This is a genomic window from Iodobacter sp. CM08 (assembly GCF_033446605.1).
GTDB lineage: Bacteria > Pseudomonadota > Gammaproteobacteria > Burkholderiales > Chitinibacteraceae > Iodobacter.
On the sequence record NZ_JAWQUO010000003.1, the window covers coordinates 177673 to 199340 of the forward strand.

At 47.3% G+C, this 21668-nt stretch carries 19 protein-coding genes; 2 read left to right on the forward strand and 17 right to left on the reverse strand.

What is annotated here, in order from left to right:
* The first annotated feature begins 3 nt into the window (after positions 1 to 3).
* The gene (locus R6242_RS02660) at positions 4 to 1272 is read left to right on the forward strand and encodes an RsmB/NOP family class I SAM-dependent RNA methyltransferase (RefSeq protein WP_318423402.1); all 1269 of its coding nucleotides are present in this window, start codon (positions 4 to 6) and stop codon (positions 1270 to 1272) included.
* Between the two features lie 52 nt (positions 1273 to 1324).
* Here the strand turns inward: R6242_RS02660 and R6242_RS02665 are convergent, their stop codons facing one another.
* The 13 genes from R6242_RS02665 to R6242_RS02725 all read right to left on the reverse strand — a co-directional run bounded on the left by R6242_RS02665 (position 1325) and on the right by R6242_RS02725 (position 17532).
* A complete protein-coding gene (locus R6242_RS02665) occupies positions 1325 to 3694 on the reverse strand; it encodes an alpha/beta hydrolase family protein (protein WP_318423403.1) in 2370 nt (789 codons plus the stop codon).
* A 144-nt stretch (positions 3695 to 3838) separates the two neighbouring features.
* Positions 3839 to 4237, reverse strand: a complete 399-nt coding sequence (locus R6242_RS02670) for a ClpXP protease specificity-enhancing factor (protein ID WP_293934318.1) — start codon at positions 4235 to 4237, stop codon at positions 3839 to 3841.
* A gap of 156 nt (positions 4238 to 4393) precedes the next feature.
* A complete protein-coding gene (locus R6242_RS02675) occupies positions 4394 to 4999 on the reverse strand; it encodes a glutathione S-transferase N-terminal domain-containing protein (protein WP_130106349.1) in 606 nt (201 codons plus the stop codon).
* A gap of 168 nt (positions 5000 to 5167) precedes the next feature.
* On the reverse strand, positions 5168 to 5716 hold the full coding sequence (locus R6242_RS02680; protein WP_318423405.1) for a response regulator: 549 nt from the start codon (positions 5714 to 5716) through the stop codon (positions 5168 to 5170).
* Positions 5716 to 7044, reverse strand: coding sequence for an HD domain-containing phosphohydrolase (locus R6242_RS02685; protein ID WP_318423407.1), 1329 nt, complete (start codon positions 7042 to 7044; stop codon positions 5716 to 5718). Before R6242_RS02685 ends, R6242_RS02680 begins: the two co-directional genes overlap by 1 nt.
* 97 nt (positions 7045 to 7141) lie before the next feature.
* On the reverse strand, positions 7142 to 8788 hold the full coding sequence (locus R6242_RS02690) for an ATP-binding protein (protein WP_318423409.1): 1647 nt from the start codon (positions 8786 to 8788) through the stop codon (positions 7142 to 7144).
* A 53-nt stretch (positions 8789 to 8841) separates the two neighbouring features.
* Positions 8842 to 10158, reverse strand: a complete 1317-nt coding sequence (locus tag R6242_RS02695) for an ATP-binding protein (protein WP_318423411.1) — start codon at positions 10156 to 10158, stop codon at positions 8842 to 8844.
* 36 nt (positions 10159 to 10194) lie between these two features.
* Positions 10195 to 12711 carry an EAL domain-containing protein gene (locus tag R6242_RS02700; protein WP_318423413.1) on the reverse strand — a complete coding sequence of 839 codons (2517 nt, stop codon included), beginning with the start codon at positions 12709 to 12711 and terminating at the stop codon, positions 10195 to 10197.
* Between the two features lie 666 nt (positions 12712 to 13377).
* Positions 13378 to 14133, reverse strand: a complete 756-nt coding sequence (locus R6242_RS02705) for a cytochrome c1 (protein WP_318423415.1) — start codon at positions 14131 to 14133, stop codon at positions 13378 to 13380.
* Positions 14134 to 14145: 12 nt separating this feature from the next.
* Positions 14146 to 15420 (reverse strand): cytochrome bc complex cytochrome b subunit, encoded by a 1275-nt coding sequence (locus tag R6242_RS02710; RefSeq protein WP_318423418.1) that lies wholly within the window; start codon positions 15418 to 15420, stop codon positions 14146 to 14148.
* A gap of 11 nt (positions 15421 to 15431) precedes the next feature.
* Positions 15432 to 16016 (reverse strand): ubiquinol-cytochrome c reductase iron-sulfur subunit, encoded by a 585-nt coding sequence (gene petA, locus R6242_RS02715; protein ID WP_293934330.1) that lies wholly within the window; start codon positions 16014 to 16016, stop codon positions 15432 to 15434.
* Positions 16017 to 16318: 302 nt separating this feature from the next.
* Positions 16319 to 16780, reverse strand: coding sequence for a hypothetical protein (locus tag R6242_RS02720; RefSeq protein WP_318423421.1), 462 nt, complete (start codon positions 16778 to 16780; stop codon positions 16319 to 16321).
* The gene (locus tag R6242_RS02725; RefSeq protein ID WP_318423423.1) at positions 16780 to 17532 is read right to left on the reverse strand and encodes a Nif3-like dinuclear metal center hexameric protein; all 753 of its coding nucleotides are present in this window, start codon (positions 17530 to 17532) and stop codon (positions 16780 to 16782) included. Before R6242_RS02725 ends, R6242_RS02720 begins: the two co-directional genes overlap by 1 nt.
* Positions 17533 to 17553: 21 nt before the next feature.
* Between R6242_RS02725 and R6242_RS02730 the strand changes: the two genes are divergently transcribed.
* Complete coding sequence (locus R6242_RS02730; protein WP_318423425.1) at positions 17554 to 18702, forward strand: Do family serine endopeptidase; 1149 nt, start codon at positions 17554 to 17556, stop codon at positions 18700 to 18702.
* Between the two features lie 54 nt (positions 18703 to 18756).
* On the opposite strand, the gene R6242_RS02735 is transcribed toward R6242_RS02730, so the two are convergent.
* The 4 genes from R6242_RS02735 to R6242_RS02750 all read right to left on the reverse strand — a co-directional run.
* On the reverse strand, positions 18757 to 19947 hold the full coding sequence (locus tag R6242_RS02735; RefSeq protein WP_318423427.1) for a peptidoglycan DD-metalloendopeptidase family protein: 1191 nt from the start codon (positions 19945 to 19947) through the stop codon (positions 18757 to 18759).
* A 144-nt stretch (positions 19948 to 20091) separates the two neighbouring features.
* Positions 20092 to 21084 (reverse strand): hypothetical protein, encoded by a 993-nt coding sequence (locus R6242_RS02740; protein WP_318423429.1) that lies wholly within the window; start codon positions 21082 to 21084, stop codon positions 20092 to 20094.
* 20 nt (positions 21085 to 21104) lie between these two features.
* Positions 21105 to 21368 carry a PAAR domain-containing protein gene (locus R6242_RS02745; RefSeq protein WP_318423431.1) on the reverse strand — a complete coding sequence of 88 codons (264 nt, stop codon included), beginning with the start codon at positions 21366 to 21368 and terminating at the stop codon, positions 21105 to 21107.
* 118 nt (positions 21369 to 21486) lie between these two features.
* Positions 21487 to 21668, reverse strand: a 182-nt coding sequence (locus tag R6242_RS02750; protein ID WP_318423433.1) for a DUF2875 family protein, incomplete at its 5' end; no start/stop codon positions are given.

Below are 21668 nucleotides of genomic sequence, written 5' to 3' on the forward strand. Positions count from 1 at the left end.
GACATGATTGCTTTAAACAATAACCGATACCACGCCACTATTTCTGTTCTATCCGAAATGCTGGTCTTTGCCGCCCCATCCGATGCCACAATGTCGCGTTTCTTTCGCAGCAACCCCAATCTGGGTGGGCAAGATCGCCACATGATCGCTGAGTGCGTTTATGGCATTTTGCGTAATAAAATTCGCCTAGAGTGGGTTTTGGGCGGCCCAAGCAATGCACGCAGTTTGCTCACGGCTTACTTAGTGGTGGTGGAGCGCCGTAATCTACGTGAATGCGGCGATTGGTTTCCAGATACCGAAAAAGACACCTTTGCTCTATGCAAAAGCAAAAAACTCGCCGAAGCACCGGTCTATGTACGCGCTGATTTGCCAGAATGGGTGGTTGCGGATCTCATCGCTGGTGGCATGAGTGATACCGATATCCTAGCGCTTGGCGCGGGCCTGCAAGGCGCTGCGGCACTGGATCTGCGTGTAAACAGCTTAAAAGCTAAACGCGAGCAAGTGGCTGCCGAGCTAAAAGACGTGGGCGGAATCGATACCACCCCAACGCCATACTCACCTTGGGGCCTGCGCGTCACCGGCAAGCCTGCCATCAATAAATACCGCGCCTTTACCGAAGGCCGCGTAGAAGTGCAAGACGAAGGCAGCCAATTGCTAGGCTTGCTGACGGGCGCTAAGCGCGGCCAAATGGTAGTGGATTTCTGCGCAGGTGCGGGCGGTAAAACGCTGCTGCTGGGCGCAATGATGAATTCTAGCGGCCGTTTGTACGCTTTTGATGTATCAGAAAAACGCCTGAACAACTTCAAGCCACGCTTGGCCCGCTCTGGCCTATCTAACGTGAATGCGCAGCTGATTTCTAGCGAAAATGATCAAAAAATTAAGCGCCTCGTGGGCAAAATTGACGCGGTATTGGTGGACGCACCTTGCTCTGGCATGGGTACAGTACGCCGTAACCCAGACTTGAAATTCCGCCAAAATCCAGCCAGCGTAGCCGAACTGAACGCCATGCAAACCAGTATCTTGGCTTCCGCTTCCCGCCTAGTGAAGCCTGCAGGCCGCTTGGTTTACGCCACATGCAGCTTCTTGCCATCCGAAAACGAAGCCATTGTTGAAGCTTTTCTTGCCGCCAATCCAGATTTCAAACTGCTGGATGCGCCAGAGCTACTGAAAGCCGAGCAAGTAGAAATCGAGCTAACCGGCCCTTACTTCAAGCTATCCCCGCACCTGCATCAGGCCGATGCGTTTTTTGCAGCGGTAATGCAAAAAATTTGATGCTGCGTGTCTGGTGATCAAAAAAGCCCATCTCTACGATGGGCTTTTTGCATTATTGGGCCTTTAAATATTTCTCTAGCCACTGATCTTGTTCCCACAGCATTTGCATGATGGATTCGCGGGCGCGGTAGCTGTGGCTTTCGTTGGGCAGCATGACTAAGCGCGCTCTGGTGCCTAGTCCTTGTAGCGCTTGGTACATGCGCTCGCTTTGGATGGGGAAGGTGCCGGAGTTGTTGTCCATTTCGCCGTGAATAAACAGCAGCGGGTCTTTGATTTGGTCGGCGTAGTTAAACGGTGCCATGGCTTGATATACGTCTTTGGCCTCCCAAAAGCTGCGGTCTTCGGATTGAAAGCCAAACGGGGTGAGCGTGCGGTTATATGCGCCAGATCTGGCGATGCCTGCTTTAAATAACCGCGTATGGGCCAGCAGATTGGCGGTCATAAATGCGCCGTAGCTATGGCCACCAATGGCAATTTTATTGCGATCGGCTACGCCTAATTTCACTACCGCATCCACTGCCGCCTCGGCATTCATTTTTAGCTGTGGCAGATAGTGATCGTTGGGCTCGGTTTTGCCTTCGCCCACAATCGGCATGGCGGGGTTATCTAGCACGGCGTAGCCACGGGCCAGCATGGCTTGCGGGCCAAAATAGCTGATGCGATTAAAGCGGTAAGGCGATTCGCGCACTTGGCTGGCGAGTTGGGCGTTTTTAAATTCGCGCGGATAGGCCCACATCAGCATCGGCAGCGGGCCATCTTGCTTAGCGTTGTAGCCAGCGGGCAGATACAGCGTGGCGTCTAGCTGTACGCCATCGGCACGTGGGTACTGGATTTTCTGCTTTTGCACATCCTTAAGCTGCGGGGTGGGATGTGGGAAAGCGGTGAGCGCCCGTACTGTGGCGCCAGTATGCAAATAAAAATTGGGCCGCTCGCTTGTACTTTCGCGGCTGCTGATAAATTCTGCATCACTCAGTATGGCAAGCGGGGATTCGTAATACGGTGCTTGAGATTGCCATAGCCGCGTAGATTTTTTGTTGGCTAGAGAGTAGCGGTCTAAAAAGGGCCGGTCGCCCTCTGGGCCAGCACCTTCACCGATCAGGTAAATGGCATCGCCATTTTGTTTGATCACGCTCTGGCCGTAGGCGTTTTTGCTGGTCACCGGATCGCCCGCGTCGGCGTAGCGGTCTTCAGATTTGCGGGCAAAGAGTAGCTCGGGCATTTGCTCAGGCTGGCTAGGCTGGATGCGCCAAGTGCGGGTATCGCGGGTTTTCCACCAGCTTTCTTCAATAATGGCCAGATGATCGTCGCCCCACAGTACAGAAGCGCCGCGCCATGCTAAATCGATGAGTTTTTGGGCTGGGGCATTAAACGGTGCCGCCTGTTGATAAAGGGTGTCGCGGATGTTCGCTTCTTTACTTGGATCGCCACCGTCTTGGGCTTCTAGCCAAGTAAGCGTGGCGGGTTGATCGTTTCGCCATGCAAAATCACGCGGGCCACTGGCCACGGCATCATTACCAGGTGGGATACGGTCTTGCAAAGGTCGCTCTGCAATGGTTTTGATAAGCTTGCCTTGGCGATTCCATACTTCATAAGTCTGCGGAAAATAAGACACGGGCAGCAGGTAGGAATAGGGGCGGCGTAAAGATTGGGTGAAAATTAGTTGCCCATCAGGCGAGGCACTGGCGGCGAGCAGGGTGAGCGGTTTGGCGATTTTTTTGATCTCGCCATTTAAATTCACGGTGGCGAGCTGGCTTTGTAAGTGCCAGTCGAGCAAATCTGCATCTGCCGGTGTTTTTAGCATATCAGGGTAGGTGCGAATTTGGCTTTTGCTGCCTGGCTGGCTGTCTTGGGTATTGGGGCCAGTTGGTGTAGCGGGGGCGTTAGGAGCGCTGCCTGCGGGTGCTAGCTGCACCAGTAATTGCTCGCTAGCGCTAAGCCAGCTGAAACCCGCGCTGCTGCTGGTATTGAGCGGTTCTTTGATCAGCTGCTTGGCACTGGCATTAGCAATATCCAGCAACCATAGCTCCACGCCTTGATTACCCCAGCGGCTAAATGCCACCCAGTGCTCATTGGCCGACCAAGCGGTGTCGGCAATACGTGCATCCTTAGGCAGGCCACTTACCGCGCGGCTTTGGCCGGTTTTAATATCTAAGAGGCTGATACCGCTAGCAAAATCAAAGCGGCTCTGGCTGCGCATTTTTGGGTTTAGCCGCAGCCCCGCAAGTTTTAATTCTGGCTGGGCTACATCGGCAATGCTGGGTAAACCGGGCAGGTTGAGCAATAGCGCGGTGCCGTGCTTGGGCCCAAGACGAAACAACGGCCCGCGAGGTGCATCGACTAAGGCTTGCAGTTCAGCGGGGGGAGTTTGATAGGCGTTGACGATAGGACTCATAAATAAGGCAATCAGCAGTAAGCGGCGCATGGCGTTTCATTTTAGGAGTGTATGAAGAAGTCTGTCGATTCATAGGCACTTTACATTAAGCATTTGTAGGAGGGGCAAGTTTTTTTACCCACGCTGCGCATCCGCGTGGGCAAAAAAAAATCCCACCGCTGTGGTGGGATTTCTTTACTTTACAACGCGCAACTGCGGCTTGCCAGTTGGGCGGGGAGGGGTATCGGTAGGTGGGGTGTCTTCTGGCTCTATTTCATGAGTACCTTCGTACTCAAAGCCCATTCCCTCACCGTTTTCTCGGGAGAAAATTGAAACCACGCAGCCAATTGGCACCAAAATTTCACGGGAAACGCCACTAAAGCGTGCTGAAAAGCTGATGTAATCGTTACCAATCGAGAGGTTATGCGTGGCGTTGTAGCTGATATCCAGCACAATTTCGTTATTCTTAACGTGTTCCATTGGCACTTGCATTTTGCCCATCACTCGCACAACTAAATAGGGTGTGTAAGCGTGGTCTGAGCACCATTCATGCAAGGCACGAATCAAATAAGGTTTGGTAGAGACAGTTTGCATGATTTGTCCTTTTTAAAAAGGGAGAGGGGGAAGACAACGCTTGACTCCCTATTCCTGTTCATAAGTAGGGCGGGTAAAACCCGCCAGATTTAGCTGCAATAAGCTTAAAAACGGCGGGTTTTACCCGCCCTACAAATTCACACTCCCAACAAGCATTTACTTACGCATTGCTTTTTCGTTTGCAGTCAGCGAATCAATAAATGCTTGGCGGCTAAACAGACGTTCGCCATATTTCATAATTGGAGCAAGTGCCTTAGTGACTTCAATACCGTAATGCTCAAAGCGCCAGATCAATGGAGCAATCGCTACATCAAGCATAGAGAACTCTTCACCCAACATAAATTTTTGCTTAGCAAACAAAGGCGCGATTTGGGTCAGGTTATCGCGAATGGTCGTGCGCGCTTTTTCCATTTCTTTTTTGGTAGTGCCGCTGGTTTCCAGTGTTTTAACGTGGATAAACAGCTCGCGTTCAAAGTTAAACAACATTAAACGGGCGCGGGCACGCATCACTGGATCTGCTGGCATGAGCTGCGGATGTGGGAAACGCTCGTCGATATACTCGTTGATGATATTAGATTCGTACAGAGTAAGATCGCGCTCAACCAACACAGGTACTTCGTTGTACGGGTTCATTATTGCTAAATCTTCTGGTTTGCTATGTACATCAACATCGATAATTTCGAAGTCCATGCCTTTTTCAAACAGAACAATACGGCAACGGTGACTGAACGGGCAGGATGTACCGGAATATAGCTTCATCATGGCGACGGATCTCTGCAAAAGTATATGAATTGCAGCATTCTACGCAGTTTGGTGAGTTTAATCCAGAATACGACTATAAGTTGATGATTTTAAAGGATTAATGTTGTTGGTTCCAAATGCTTAATTTGTTTGAAATAGGCCGCTTAGAGTGTTAAATCACGATAAGATTCACACCTCATCAATCATCACCGAGCCATCGGGGCCCCAGTTCACTCGGGTAATGCCTGGCATGGCGTCTTCTAGGCGTTTTAGCTCGTCGTCTTTTTCTTTTGACTGGCTACGAATTAGCCTTAATTCATCTGCTAGCCGCTGGTTTTCTACGCACAGTTTCTGAAAGCGTAAGGCTCCGCCTACCGTAGAGCGTAGCTCAAAGTCGTGCCATGGTTTGCTTAAAAAACGATAAATTTCGACTTCGTTAATGGCTAGTACAAGCCCCGCCAGATCGGTCATGCCGGATAAAATAATGCGCACGCAGTCAGGCTGGCGATAGCGAAAATCAGTCAAGAAGGCCACGCCGTCTAAATCGGGCATGCGATAGTCGGAAATAACCAGCTGGTACTCCTGCGTTTCACTGGCTAGTAGTGCGGCTCTGGCATCTGTAAAGGTGTGGATGGTGTAGTTGGGTGACGTGCCGTCAAATTCATCCTTGGCGTTGAGCGTGCGTTTTAGCGAGGAAAGGATATTCGCCTCATCGTCGACTAGAAGGATATGCGCCATTATTTCACCTGAATGTAAATGTCTAAGCTGCTGCTGTCGGCAAGTTCAAATGCTCGGATATGGTTGACTAGTCGCTCATCCAGCACATGGTCTTTGGCCAGCAGCATAACGCCTGAGGCAATTAAATCGCGGGCCAGAATCATGAGTGGTTTTAAATCTTTGCTTTTTATCCGCAGCTCTTTGATGTCTGGTGTGTTTTCTGGCTTGGCAACGACAGAGCAGAAAGCCTCGACAATTTTAGGGTCATAACGTTTGCCACTGCCGCTTTCTATATTACTGATAGCCTCGTGTCTTGGCATAGGTTTGCCAGTTAGAAAGCCAGCTTGTAGTGCTTCAAAATCACGGCATAAGCTTAAAATTCTTGCTCCTAGTGGAATTTCGGCGGCACCTAACTTATCTGGAAAACCCAGACCGTCGTAACGTTCGTGCTGGCTGCGTATGATTTGTGAGGCGTTTTGTAATTGTTCTAAGGCCATCAGTGCGGCGTGGCCCTTGCTGGGATAGGTGCCATAGACATTGCGTTCTTGCAAATTCATTTCAACATAGGGTTTAGCGAGCAGGCTATCAGGCAGGCCAATTTTACCAATGGAGTGAAGTAGACCAGCGATAAAGGTGTCTTGCACTTCTGCTTCAGGCAGTTTCAGCTGGCGTGCAATCTGGCGTGCTAGATCGGCAATCACTCGAGCATGCCCAGCTAGTTTATCGGCCCGCATTTCCATTAAATTAGCAAATACTCGGATCGAAGTAATAAAACCTTTTTTTAGCTTTTCATGTACTTCGTTTAATTCCAGCATGGTGAGTTCTAATTCGGCTGTGCGCACTTTAACTTGGCTTTCCAATGAGTTATTGAGCTTTTGCAGTTCTTCATTTTGGCGGATTACCACCATATTCAGCTGAGCTTTTTCTTTTTCTAGCCGTTTTATCGCCAAGGCCTCATCAACAATGCGCAGCATTTCTTCGTCGTCCCATGGCTTAGAGACATAACGATTAATGCGCGCTTTGTTGATGGCATCGATGGTTGAATGAATATCCGCATAGCCGGTGAGTAAAATTCGGGCGGTATCCGGCCAAGAATCCAGTGTGCTGGCTAGAAACTCCGCACCTGTCATTTCTGGCATACGCATATCTGAAATAATTAGATCTACTTTTTCTTGCGCCAGAATAAGCAAGCCTGCTGCACCGCTTTCGGCAGTTAAAACCGTATGGCCGGTTTTGCGTAACAAACGACGTAGTGCCGCAAGAATATTAACTTCATCGTCTACGCACAGCACGGTAAAGCCATGTTCTACGGGCGGCTCCGCTGTTTCGGGATGAATACTTGCTTGCACGATTTATCCTTTTTAGAACCTTGATTAACAGCGCGTGGCTTTTTTAAAAAAAGTGATAAAAAATACACTCAGCCGTGATGATTATTCTTTTTATAATTCATTCTTGCTGAATTGGTAGCCAGATATCGAAAGTGGTTCCTTCGCCAAGCACACTGCGCACCTCAATTCGGCCATGATGTTCCTGAATGATTCCATAAGAGAGTGACAATCCGAGTCCCGTGCCCTGGCCTATGGGCTTGGTAGTAAAAAAAGGATCAAAAATCCGGTTTACATGTTCGGCGGCAATGCCCTTACCATTATCGCTGAACGAAATACATACTTGCTGATCGACGCAGCGTGTGCGGATATATATTTTTCCTTGTTTTTCAATAGCATGGCTGGCGTTAACCAGCATATTCAAAAAAACTTGATTAAGCTGTGAAATCACACAGTTAACTAGCGGTAGGTCTCCATATTCTCGAATAACTTCTGCTTTGTATTTTATTTCATTCTGAACGATATTAAGGGTGCTGTTAATTCCGGAATGAATATCTGCATATTCCCATGTTTGATTAGAGTCAATTCTAGAAAAGTCTTTTAGATTTTGTACAATATTTTTAACTCTTTTTATGCCTTCTCTTGACTCATTAATTAATGAATTAATATCTTCTTTTATAAAATCAAAGTCTATGTTTTTTCGTTCTTTAGCTAGTATAGAATACTCTTCCATATGAGGGTGAAATATGGATTCATATTTATCTATTAAGCCAAAAATATCATTTAAATAGCCAACTAATGCTCCAAGATTAGAGCTAACATAGCCAATAGGATTGTTAATTTCATGAGCAATACCTGCAGCAAGCTGCCCGATAGACGCCATTTTTTCTGACTGTAACAACTGATTCTGAACATTGCGCAGCTGATCATTAAGTATCAGCAGTTCTGAGTTTCTTTTTTCTATGGCAATGGTATTTCTTTGTGATTCTTCAATACGTATTTTTACCTCGTGTTCTAACGTTTCTTCACGATGTTTACTGGCAGTAATATTGGTACTTATTTCATAGTAGTTTTTTATTTGCCCATCGTACGTATCCATAGGTACCAGCATTGTTTCTAGCCAGTAATCTTCACCGGTTTTTGATTTTGTACAGGTTTCAAACTGTAGTGCCTGTAAAGGTTTTAAAGCCTGTAATGATCTGGAAAAGTTTTCATCAGGGACTAGGCCAATTTCAAAGCGTGTGAGCGCTAATAATTCTTTTTTTGAATAGCCGGTAAGCTGGCAAAATGGTTTGCTGACATAGACAAAGCGGCCATTATCAGTGGTAATTGCAATCAGAGCATTGGTATTCAGTGCATTTCTTTGGATGTCCATTTCAGACATCATGTTTTCCATTTGTTGTAATAGCAGTTTGCTATAGCTGATATCTATGGCTAGTGCGGTTATTCCCGTTATTTTTCCATCGCTGTCATAATGAGGAATCCGGTGGAGCTGCATGGTTTTTTCTTGGCCATTTTTGCCTTTTAATGTGATTTCTTCATTGGTGACACCATTGTTAAAACTGAACAGGTCACCTTTTTCTATCATTTTGGCAATATGATCTGAAAATAGATCTTTATCATATTTTCCCTGCCACTCCTCAGTATTTTTCTGAGCAAAGCTCTGCCATGCAGAGTTGGCCCATAAATAGCATAAAGAAGCGTCTTTTTGCCAAGCAGGCAAAGGCAATTGGGCGCATACACTACTGATTAAAATAGGAGTGCTCATAGTGCAACCTTTAATTGATATATATTAAATAGCTATAAATGAATAAATAACATTTAAATGACTTCTGATTTATTTAGTTCCATTGCATTTACAGGTATTCTTAAAGTAAAGCAGCTGCCTTTGTTTATTTCACTTCTAACACTGATTTCACCATGCATTTTTTTCATTAAACCAAATGCAAGAGATAAACCTAAGCCGGTGCCTTTTCCCACGGGTTTGGTGGTGAAAAAAGGATCGAAAATCCGAGTGAGATGCTCCGGAGAAATGCCGCTGCCATTATCTCTAATATCAACATAAATATTATTTTCGTGTAAACGAGTGCGTATCAGTATCTTTCCGAAGGAATTGATGGACTGTGCAGCGTTGATGAGCAAATTTAAAATAACTTGATTAAACTGAGAGCCTATTATTTCTATATTTGGCAGTACGGCATAATCGACAGTTATTTCTGCTTTTGATTTTATTTCATTCTTTGCCATGTTAATGGTGTTATCTATGGCTTTATTAATATCAACTGCGCTCCACTCACCTGAGTCGACATGAGAAAAGTCTTTTAAATCTCTGACAATGACTTTTACTCTTTCTAAGCCATCTTTTGATTCTTTAACTAGATCAGGCAAGTCTTCAAATATAAAGGCTAGGTCATTTTTTTTGATGATGGCACTTTTTATTTCATCATCTATATGTTCTGTGTTTTTATACTCGTCAAGTGCAGAAACTAATTTAATACTGTAGTCATTGAGTGTGTTCAAATTGGAGCTGATAAACCCGATGGGATTGTTAATCTCATGGGCAACTCCCGCTGCAAGCTGGCCTATTGAGGCCATTTTTTCCGCCTGTGCCAGCTGGATTTGTGTTGTTCCCAGGCGCTCAATTAATAAAGCCTGTGCTTCGGTCTTTTTTTCTAACTGCATTTCTATTTTTTGTCGGTTTTCCACTTCATCACGTAGCTGCTTATTCATTTCTTCTAGATGGATGGTTTTTGCTTTTATTCTTTGATCAAGTTGTTCCATATTAGCAAACAGATAATTAAGTTGGTCGGCCAGTTTGCTGAATTCATCGTTGCCATAGACTTTTAGGCGCATATTCCAGTCATGGTGATCATTGATTTGATTTAGCCCTTCATAAATATCCGACATGGCTTGGGTAACACTGTGGCTTAGTAGTGAAATAAGCACTAATGCACTGATAAATGTAGCAATAAAAACCCCAGTCATTCTTAATTTTGCGGCATCGATTGGCAGGCTACCATCTGCGGAATGAAGGGCCATATAGCCATAGATTAAAGTGCCTATTAAGCAATGCAGCAGCAAAATGTAGAACCGGCTCTGTAAACTTATTCTTTTCCAGTAATGAAATATAGCCATCATCGAACTCCCTAGAAGATGGATGCTACGTTTAAACAATCACTCATAATGGTCAGATGGCTTATGAGTATTGGTTTTTTGCTCAAAATAGGTAAATGCATGGCGAATTTCTTCTAACAGGTCTTCGTCTTCCCAGGGTTTGGTCAGAAATTTGAAAATACCTGCACTATTGATGGCATCGGTAAGCGTACTGAGTTCGGTGTATCCAGAAAGCATAATCCGCACGGTATGCGGGTAGAGCTCACGGGCTCGGTGTAGAAAATCTGAGCCGTTCATATTGGGCATGCGCTGGTCTGAAATAATAACGTTGATGGAGTGCAGCCCAAGTAGTTCAAGCGCTTGAGCCCCTGAAGTGGCTGTGAAAATAATATAGCCGCTGCGGCGAAATAGTCGTTTTAGGGCATTAAGAATGTCTTGCTCATCATCGACTAGCAGCAGGCTACGCTGCGTTTTTTCTGAGATGGTGTTTTGCAAGGGGCGCTGTTTGACTTCGCTAATGAAATGGTCAAAATCTATGGCGGTTAGTGGTTTAGAAAAGTAGTACCCCTGAATCTGATCACAGTTCTGGCGGTGCAGAAAATGCAGCTGCCCCTCGGTTTCTACACCTTCAGCCACCACATTTAAGCGCATGCTATGCGCCATATTGATAATGGCAATGGCGATCATTGCATCATTAGGCTCGGTAGTGACATTTTGAATAAATGAGCGGTCTATTTTTAAAGTATCAAAAGGGAATTGTTTTAAATAGCTAAGGCTAGAATAACCGGTGCCAAAGTCATCCATGGCGAGCGATACACCCAGTTGTTTGAGGCGTTTTAAATAAACAATGGCAGCGTCTAAATTCTGCACAATGACTGATTCGGTTAACTCTAATTCTAAATACTTACTATTTAACTGCGCCCTATTTAGGGCGTCTGTAATGATTTCTACAATATTGTCTTGTCTGAATTGCAGTGCTGATAAATTAACTGCCACTGAAATAGGGTACTTTTCCTGCCATTTTTTTGCCTGCTGACAGGCTTCATTTAATACCCATTCTCCAATTGGCAAAATAATGCCTGATTCTTCGGCAAAGGGAATGAACTGGCTGGGTTGAATTTGCCCCAGTATTGGGTGTTGCCAGCGGATTAAGGCCTCAGCCCCAACCAAGGCTCCTGAGAACAGATCTATTTTGGGCTGGTAGTACAGCTCAAATTCATTGCGTAATAGCGCATTTCTGAGCGCTGATTCCATTTCTAGAACCCGGCTGGCCCTTTGGTTCATTTCTGGGGCAAAAAAGCGGAAATGATTACGGCCGTTTTCTTTAACTTGATAGAGGGCGACATCGGCACGGCGTAAGAGTGAATCGGTATCTATGCCATCTTCGGGGGAAAAACTAATGCCTATGCTGGCTGTGACAAATAGCTCGTTGTTGCCAGTGCTGTAAGGCTTTGCGAGGGTGCTGAGCATTTTTCTGGCCACGGTGGCGGCGTCTTCTTGTGCTGCTAGATCAGTAACAATCGCAAATTCATCGCCACCCATGCGGGCAACAGTATCGCCTGCACGCATTAGTGATTCCAGCCGAGTGGCAACTTGCTTGAGTAAAATATCACCGACCGCATGCCCTAGGCTGTCGTTGACATTTTTAAAGCGGTCTAGATCAATAAGTAAGATGGCTGCAATGCTGCCATAGCGCTGACTACGGGTTATGGCACAGGCTAGCCTGTCGTTGAGCAGGGCACGGTTTGCTAGCCCTGTTAGCGGGTCGTGAGTAGCCAGCCGAGCGAGCTGAGCTTCGTTGCGCAGCCTTTCACTGACATCATTAAAAATGCTGATGTAGTGGCTGGTTTTACCTTTTTCATCAAGGAGAGGGGCGATAAATAATTCGTTGGCAAAGGGCGTGCCATCTTTACGAAAACATTGCAGTATTGAATGGCCTGTAGCGCGATTACGCAGGGTGCGACGTATCATTTCCAGCTCAGGCTGGTCTAGTTTATTACCGAGCAGCAGGCGGCCATTCTGGCCAATAAATTCCTCTGCAGAGTAACCCGTTATTCTTTCGAAAGCCGGATTGACGTAAAGAACTAGGTGGGATGCTGAGAGCGAATCGCTGATCATGACGGCATTGGTGGAGGAGTCTACTGCTCGCTTGAAAAGCGCTAGCGGTTGTGGCGCATAGATTTCGGCGGGTGGCGTAGGTAGCTTTGTGACCGGAGGGTGAGAATGCTGAGTGAGCAGCTGCTCTACCGCCATGATTAGTGTGGCGGCGCTGTTAGGCCAGCTTAATGTAATAAGCCGCGATGTATTGTTGCCGGTGATTTCAGTAGAAGAGGAGGCGTGTTGTAGTAAAAGTAGCGGTATGTGACGGGTATTAGCCGAATTTTGTAGCCTGCTGCACAGGGATATTTCTGGGTCATGCAGAATAATAAGGTTGATTGCTTCTGGGCAGGTTTGGAATGCCTGTTCGGCATCGTTGGTCTCAAGAATAGTGTAGCCACCTGTGCTTAATAACTTAGAACTCAGCTTTAGCTGTTTATCGTTATCGCAGATATTCAGAATAGTTGCTACATTTGCCATGGCACCATCCTCGAGCTAGCGCGAACTAAAAAATTTTTCAATAGCGAAAGTGGCCGTAGTGGCGGCTCTTATTTACTAAATATATTGTTAATCAATAGTCTACCTTGCATTAACCTTTATAGAACCATGGGTAAATTTTGCTTGCCAGTTGTCTGAAATTTTCTTTTGCTGTAAGTAAATTTATTTTTCATTTCAAATGAATGTTCCCGCTTATGCCTCTTGCCCACCTTCAGCATAAATATAGTAGGGCGGGTGAAACCAGCGTATTGATTGAGTAATACTGAAAAAAATGCGGGTTTCACCCGCCCTACGATGTTTCAACGCTTGCAATAGATCGATCTAAGTTGATAGGATTGGGGTGAAACCCACGTATTGATTGAGTATCGCTCGCAGGTTTCACCTGCCCTACAAAATAAAAAACAGCGTGTGGTTTTAAAAAATCTATTTAGATAGGCGTGGTTAAGCAAGAAACATAATCAGGTGTTTCTTACTGTTCTTTTATTTGAGGTGGTTAATCAGTGGGGCAGAGAGTTGGCATGCTTAAATTTAAAGAAACAGTGATCTGATTATATTAACTATTTGCTTATATTGTTTTTGGGGCGCACTGGATTGCGCCCATAAAAAAACGGAGGGTTTCCCCTCCGCTTTTTATTGTGCAGCTTGCGATTAATGAATATCGCGCCAGTATTCTTTCTTCAGCAGATAGCTGATTGGAATCATAAAGAACAGCAAGAATAGTAGTACGCCGTAGCCAATTTGCTCACGTTTAACCTGAGCTGGCTCGCCCATATAAACCATATAGTTCACCAGATCAGCCACACGATGGTCGAATTCCGTTTGATCGAATTCGCCATTTTCTGCAGTTTTGGTGAGGCTACCTGATTTAACGAGTTTGAGCGTTTTATGCTCGTGCTCGCCTTCTTTTTTGACTTCTAAAATCTGCTGACCTTGCAAGTCCCACAATACGTTTGGCATGCCGACTTTATCAAAAGTCAGGTTGTTCCAGCCGGTAGGGCGGGTGTCGTCACGGTAAAAGCTGCGCAAATAGGTGTAGAGGTAATCTGCACCACGTGAGCGAGAAATCACCGATAGATCAGGTGGCGTAGCACCAAACCAAACCTTAGCGTCTTTGGCTTGCATCGACACTTTCATCAAGTCCCCTACCTTGGTAGTAGGGAACATCAGATTAGCTTTGATCTGGTCTTCTGTCAGGCCGATGTCTTGCAGGCGGTTGTAGCGCATGGCTACCGCACCGTGACAGGACAAGCAGTAGTTAGCGAAGGTTTGTGCGCCACGCTGCAGGCTTTCGGTATCGCGCAGATTAATCGGCGCTTTATCCAAATGCACATCGGTATTGGCTTGGCTGCCAAAGCTAACGCTGGCCAAGAGGGCGAACAGCAGTGTATTGAGTGTTTTTTTCATGTCGTCCTCCCCTTAGTGCATCGTTACGCGGTCAGGAACCGGCTTGGTCTTATCAATCTTGGTATAGATAGGCATGCCCAAGAAGAACACAAAGTAAACCACCGATAGCACCTGTGCAATCACGGTACGCACATTGGTTGAAGGCAGCGCACCCAAAATACCAAGGCCGATAAAGGCAATCACAAATAGCGTGAGCATGGTTTTGTAAATTGGGCCACGGTAGCGGATCGATTTAACCGGAGATTTATCTAACCAAGGCAGCGCCGCAATAATCATGGTTGCCGCACCCATCGCCAATACACCCCAAACCTGTGTGCCAAGGAAAGAAGGCACGGCACGCAAGATGGCGTAGAAAGGGGTGAAGTACCAAACCGGTGCGATATGCGCAGGGGTTTTCAGTGCATCAGCCGGATCAAAGTTAGGGTGCTCAAGGAAGTAGCCGCCCATTTCTGGCGCAAAGAAGATAATGGCGCTAAATACGGCTAGGAACACGGATACGCCGAAAATATCTTTCACGGTGTAATAAGGGTGGAAAGGAATACCGTCGAGTGGAATCCCCGTTTTTGGGTCTTTCTTCTTCTTAATTTCTACGCCGTCTGGGTTGTTAGAGCCTACTTCGTGCAAGGCCACAAGGTGGGCGACAACCAGTGCCAGCAGTACCAGCGGCAGTGCAATCACATGCAGGGCAAAGAAGCGATTAAGCGTGGCATCAGACACCACAAAGTCACCCCGAATCAGTACGGATAGATCTGGCCCAATAATAGGCAGAGAGCTAAACAGATTCACAATAACTTGTGCGCCCCAGAATGACATTTGGCCCCATGGCAGCAAATAGCCAAGGAAAGCTTCAGCCATCAGACAGAGGTAAATCATCATGCCAAATACCCAGATCAGCTCACGTGGTTTTTGGTAAGAACCATAAATCAGGCCACGGAACATATGCAGGTAAACCACCACAAAGAACATCGATGCGCCGGTAGAGTGCATATAGCGAATCAGCCAGCCGCCCGCCACATCACGCATGATGTATTCGACTGAGGCAAAGGCGACCGAAATATTAGTACCTGGAATGAAGGAGCCATCTGGCTTGTAGTTCATGGTGAGGAAAATACCGGTGACAATCTGAATCACCAATACCAGCATCGCCAATGAGCCGAAGAAGTACCAGAAGTTAAAGTTTTTTGGTGCGTAGTATTCGGAAATGTGTGCTTTCCAGGTGGAGGTCAGCGGGAAACGCTCATCCACCCAGTTGAGGGCCTGTTGGCCCATCTCTTGTGCTTTGCTCATGGGTCAGGCCTCTATTTATCGTCACCAATCATTAACCGCGCTTCAGTAATGTATTTGTGCGGTGGAATGACGAGGTTTTTCGGAGCTGGAACGCCAGAGTACACGCGGCCAGCGAGGTCGAATTTGGAGCCATGACATGGGCAGTAAAATCCACCTAACCATTCTGGGCCTAGATCGGCAGGGGCCAGATCAGGGCGGAAGGTTGGCGAACAGCCCAAGTGCGTACAGACGCCAAGTGCTACCCAAATTTCGGGTTTAATCGAGCGGGCAGCGTTGTTGCAGTATTCTGGCTGCTCACTGGCTGCAGATGTTGGGTCCGTTAGTTTGCTATCGAGCTTTGGTAAGTTCGCCAGCATTTCTGGGGTGCGTTTCACAACCCAAACTGGTTTACCCCGCCATTCGGTGGTCACTTGTTGGCCCAGTTCAAGCTTACTGATATCCAATTCTACGGGGGCACCCGCGGCCTTGGCTCGCTCGGAAGGAAAAAAACTGGCAATAAAAGGCGTGGCTACACCCGCCCCTGCTACCGCTCCGGCAACGCCCGTGGCGATCAGCAGGAATCGCCGTTTGCTGTTATCTACTTGCTGGTCACTCATAACCCAATCCCTGATTGACGGCTAAAACCACCAAATTCTACCTGAAACGACAGGGGAACTTAAAGCTTTGCGCGTATGTCATCGATAATTTATCTTGCTCCTAGCTGATAGCGGGCCCAGGAACAAGCGTAAGTACGTAGTTTTGTGGAAGTTAATATCGCTTTATAGCCAATATCAACCGATCATTATAATTTTGCTCTAGGCCCGTGTTCTGGCTTAGAACAAGCGTAAGTCTGTAGTTTTGCAGGTATTTTACGCGTTATTAGCAGTGTAATGCACCTGCTGGTATTGCTTTCTTTGCCCTATGGTGTGGCCTTGGCATGAGTGTAAGTCTGTAATTCTTCGTGTATTTTATCCGCCACAGCATTGGTTATTTCGCTGACGTTTTCACGTGCGGTTCCTGGTGCTGTGATCTGCCAAACCCGTGCGGAAAGTTGGAAACCGCCATCAAGGGGGGATAGTAGGTAGCTCATTCTTGCTTCGGTGGCCTGCGTTACGTTCGGAATTTTCATGCTGAATTCTAGCCGCTGTGCAGTTCTGCGCTTAAGTTGCATGCCTTTTTGTTTACGATATTGCACGATGTCATCAAAAATGGCTTGGGCTTGCCGATCTTTAATCACAATGATGTTGTCGCTGATGTTGGGGAGATTGACGGCGCTAGGGACTTTATTGCTTGGGGCCGGTGGTGTGCTTTGAGTGCTAGGTGTGCTGGCGCAAGCGGAAAGCAAGGCGATGGAGCTTAAGGTAATTAAAAGACGCTTCATTAGACAGGATTCGCAAGGTCAAGATGAATATGTTCTAGCCCATATTGGCTGGCTAGGTGCTGACCGAGTGCTTGAATGCCGTAGCGCTCGGTGGCGTGGTGCCCAGCGGCAATAAAACTTACACCGCTCTCATTGGCCAAGTGGGTGACAAATTCGGAAGCTTCACCGGTGATAAAACAATCAATGTTTAAAGTGGCTGCTTCGTGGAAAAAACTTTGTGCGCCACCAGTGCACCAAGCCACACGTTTGATGATGCGCTCATCTGCACCAATCACCAGCGGAGATCGTTGTAATTGCGCATCAATTTGCTGTGTGAATTCTGCCAAAGTTGTGGCTGTTTTTAGCTCGCCGAGCCACGCTAGCTTTTGATCGCCAAATCGTCCGGTTTCACTGAGCCCAAGTCTTTGGCCCAATTGTGCGTTATTACCCAGCGTTGGGTGCGCATCTAGTGGAAGATGATAGGCGAGTAAATTGATGTCGTTGGCGAGCAGCTTGGCGATACGAGCCTTTTTGCTGCGGGTGATGCAGGCGTTTTCACCTTTCCAGAAAAAACCATGGTGCACCAATAAAGCATCGGCGTTTAAGTCGATTGCCGCATCAATTAAGGCCAAGGAAGCCGTCACCCCTGTGACAATACGTTGCACCTCGGGGCGGCCTTCAATTTGTAGCCCATTTGGGCAGTAGTCACGCCAACTGTCTACAAGTAGCAGTTGTCCGATATAATTTTCTAGATCTTGTCGTGCTATGGGCATTTCAACAGCGCCTTGGAAATCATGAAAAAACTTTGGTTAATTTTCGCACAAACTACGACTGCAGGTCTTGCGGTCTGGTTCCTTGTTTCATTACTCCGTCCTGATTTAGTGCGCCAACCCGCGCCAGCGCCGGTGGTTGCCGTGCAGCAAAATCACTCAGACTTTGCATCGGCCCCTGCTGTGGCATCGTATAGCCCTGCCGCAAAACTGGCGATGCCTTCGGTGGTAAATATCTACACCGCCAAAGAAATGAAGAAGCAATTGCCACCTTTATTTCAAGATCCGCGCTTTAAGCGCTTTTTTGGCGATCGCTTAGGTGGGGACGAGCAGCGTGCTTCTAGCTTAGGCTCGGGCGTGATTGTCTCTGATCAAGGTTATATCATCACCAATAATCATGTGGTTGAGTCTGCTGATGAGATTGAGGTGGCTTTGTCGGATGGTCGAACTGCCTCTGCCAAATTGATAGGCGCAGATCCTGATACCGATTTAGCCGTGATTAAGATCGAGTTAGATCATTTACCTGCAATTACTTTTGCCAATGGGGCAAAAGCAGAAATTGGCGATGTGGTATTGGCGATTGGCAATCCATTTGGCGTGGGGCAAACGGTGACCATGGGGATTATCTCTGCCTTAGGCCGCTCTGAATTGGGTATCAATACCTTTGAAAACTTTATTCAAACCGATGCGCCAATTAATCCGGGCAATTCTGGCGGCGCTTTGGTGGATACCAAAGGCCATTTAGTGGGCATTAACACTGCAATCTACTCTAAAACAGGCGGCTCCTTAGGGATAGGCTTTGCAATCCCGGCAACTACTATCCGTCAAATCATGGACGCATTGATTAAAGACGGCAGTGTAACGCGGGGTTGGCTAGGGGTAGAGATGCAAGAGGTTACGACGGAGCTGGCGGCCTCTTTTCATCTGGCCGAAGCTAAAGGTGCTTTGATCGCCGGTGTAGTACGTGGTGGCCCTGCAGATAAAGCAGGCTTAAAGCCTGGTGATATCCTGCTGAAAATTGGCAGCGATGAAGTGCAAAATGCCTCTGGAATGCTTAATTTGATTGCAGCATTTAAGCCAGAAGACGAGGTGGTGATGCAGGTGTTCCGCAGGGGAACACCTGTATTGTTAACGGTTAAATTGGGTAAGCGCCCAAAATTTAATCGGCAGTAGTTGTGTAAATAAAGCAAAAAAATCCACGCATTTGCGTGGATTTTTTGCTTTAGGCTAGCAAGGAGGCGCTACAGCTTGGTTGCTTCCCGTATCAATGAAGCCATCGCTAATCCAGCTGCCTGCGCTTAGGCGGTTCCAGAGTTGAGTTCGCCCCCATACGCCATCTACCCAGTCACCTTGAGTAGTGCAAGCAATGGTGACGGTTTCACCTTTTCGCAATGAGCCAACAATGGTGGAACTGAGCGAGGGAGACTGGCGCAGATTAACGCTGCTCTCATTGTTGCCTGGTGTGGCTATGCCTGAAGGCAAGGAGCTACCCGCGCCAAAGTTGAGTAGTTCACCCCCTACATTGACGCGATTACCATTGCGTGAGGCATAGCCTTGGTAAGGGGCACTGCCTTCACGAAATAACCAGCCACCAATTACCTTGCCATCAACGGGGGTTTTATTACTGCCTTGCTTTAGGGCAAAGTGAACGTGCGGCCCCGTGGTGGAGCCACCGCAAGGCAGGCCCATCCCGATTTTCCCCAGATAAGTGCCCTTGCTGACCGCCGCACCATTGCCCAGATTGGTTAGATTCTCCATGTGGTAATAACTGCTGGTGAAACCATTATCGTGAACAAGGGTAATCAGCCCGCTGCCATTACGTAAGCAACTTTGATAAATGAGGCCATCACGTGGGGCCAGTACTCTGCCATTACCGCCTGCAAAATCCAGAGAATTAAATGGGCGGCTGGTTTGATCATCGCCATGCGGCCCGCCTGTTAGTCGCCATGCGGTGCCTTCTGCCCAAGGCAGGCCAAGCCCTGTTTGTATCTCCGCGAGGGGGGCACTGCGTTTTTGGCGTTGATTCACGCTCTGGGATTGCAGTAGCAGCTTTCTTTCATTGGGGGCAAAGAGTGCATCAGGTGCTTGTGTGAGTAATTGCCCATATTGCTCGCTGCCCTCGATGGCGACCCGCCAGTGGTTCGCAATGTATTGCGCCATAAACAGCCGTGTTTCGGGCACATCGTCAAGGTGTGAGGGCAGGATAAGGGTGGCACTGCCCAAAATCCACTGCTTATCAGGGTGAGTTTTTTGGATTTCAACCAGAATCCCCTGCTGAACAGTGGGCTGTAGCTGCAAGAGCATGGCCTGGCTGGCCGCTTTTTGCAGCTCGGGGCTGATTTCTGCCGCTGGGGCAGGGCTAAAGAGAGTGGCGGATAAAATGAATAAGGCAAGCTGGGTAAGGCGATGACTACGCATACAGACCTCCTTTGATAAAGGATGCAAGCGGCCTAAACGGTGTGTTAGTCCGCGACAAGGCTTCGCAATTCTATTTATGTTAAACAGAATTGCGAAAGCGTATGGTCAGGTTTTGCGTGGTGTAAGTCAATGTTTTATAGTGGGTTATAAGTATTTGGCTCTGCATTTGCTACCGGGTACGGTAATACGGCTTAAAATGGCACACTGAGGGCACCAATGTCCTATAAGTAGGTTATCCGCCTTTGCCATCCAGATGTGTCCGCGTTGGCACTGCCACTCCATTTTTGTTTTTACATTTGTGTAGTGTGTCGATAAACAAACGCCACCACGGCTGGCCGCAAGTGACTGCATGTGTTCTAGCGTGTGATAGCGGCGCTCACGATCACAAACACCGCAACCAACACCTAATTTAATACTGCCAGTTGTGGCAGTCCATTCATGGCCTTTTCTACAACGCCAGCGTACACGGACAGCCGTACTGACATAGCCAGTCTCCAAACAATAAATACCGCGCGTCTCAATAATGTTTTGCAATGTTTTTGCTCTAGCTAGGCTTTTGCTGCAAAGAGCGCAAAAGCTGCCATACAGCAAGGGTTCAACCACCATTGTCCAAACATGTCCTTGATTGCAGCGAAAAGCGAGCTGGGAATAGCTATTTGCATAGTGCTCGGACAAGCACTCTCCCCCCCAAGCCTGTGCAATACCTTGTATCACCTTTAGACACGTTTGCTGCTCTGAGGCATGATCCTTACTGCCTGTTTTCATTGGCACCCATTTGCCAATTGCCTTTTGGACAGCAGCAGGCAAAAGTGCAAATTTACGCTCCCGCCAAGAACGGATATCCCCTATTTTACAAACTGAACAAAAATGTCCATTAATAATGAGAGAAGGTTTTTTTTGCCACACATGCCCATTGGCACAACGAAAAATCAGATGTTTTTGTATGCCTAAATACTGATCAGACAAACATTCACCTCCCCACGCTAAGGCGATTTTATGCATGATTTTTAACTGAGCGGGGCGTAGTTTGAGGTCTTTGCTCTTTGTAATCTCTTCCCCTTGAGTAATGGCCTTTTGTACTGCGGAGGGAAGCAGTTCAAATCCAAGTCTGCGGGTGCGGGTACTGGTTTTTTTCATGACAAAAGATACTTATACAATTAAGACTTACCATTATTAGAAATGCTTGAAATCAACACCGCCCCACAGCTGGTTTTATGTCCTTCATAAGCCACGGGAACGCCATCAATTGTATCATCAGGATCGCCTTCTACGATCACACAAACACCATGCCCCGGCAGTGGGCAGGTGCAGGAATCGCCTTTACGTGCCACGCGTAAACCATTAATGGTCACGTTTGCGCTGCCGCTAATCACTTTACCGCCGTGGCTGGTATCCGAGCCTTCAACAATCACATTGGGCATGTTATTTACCTTCAAGTTTAAATGGAGCGAAGCTTAAAGCCCTGCCAGCAAACTTAGCTGGAACTTAAGCTTCACTTATTAGGTGTGCGATTGCTAAAGAAAGAATGCACTTCAGTTTTCACATCACCTTGCTAACAAACGGATCAGGGTCGTTGGCGTGATTGGTGTTGTAGGGGTTAGGTTTATTCTTGGCTTTTTCTGCGGCAGTAGGGGGCGAGATCATGATGATACTGGCCCGCTCTGGCTGACGCAGGTTTACCGTGGCGCTGACGCCACCCTTGTGATAGCTGCGCATGGTGC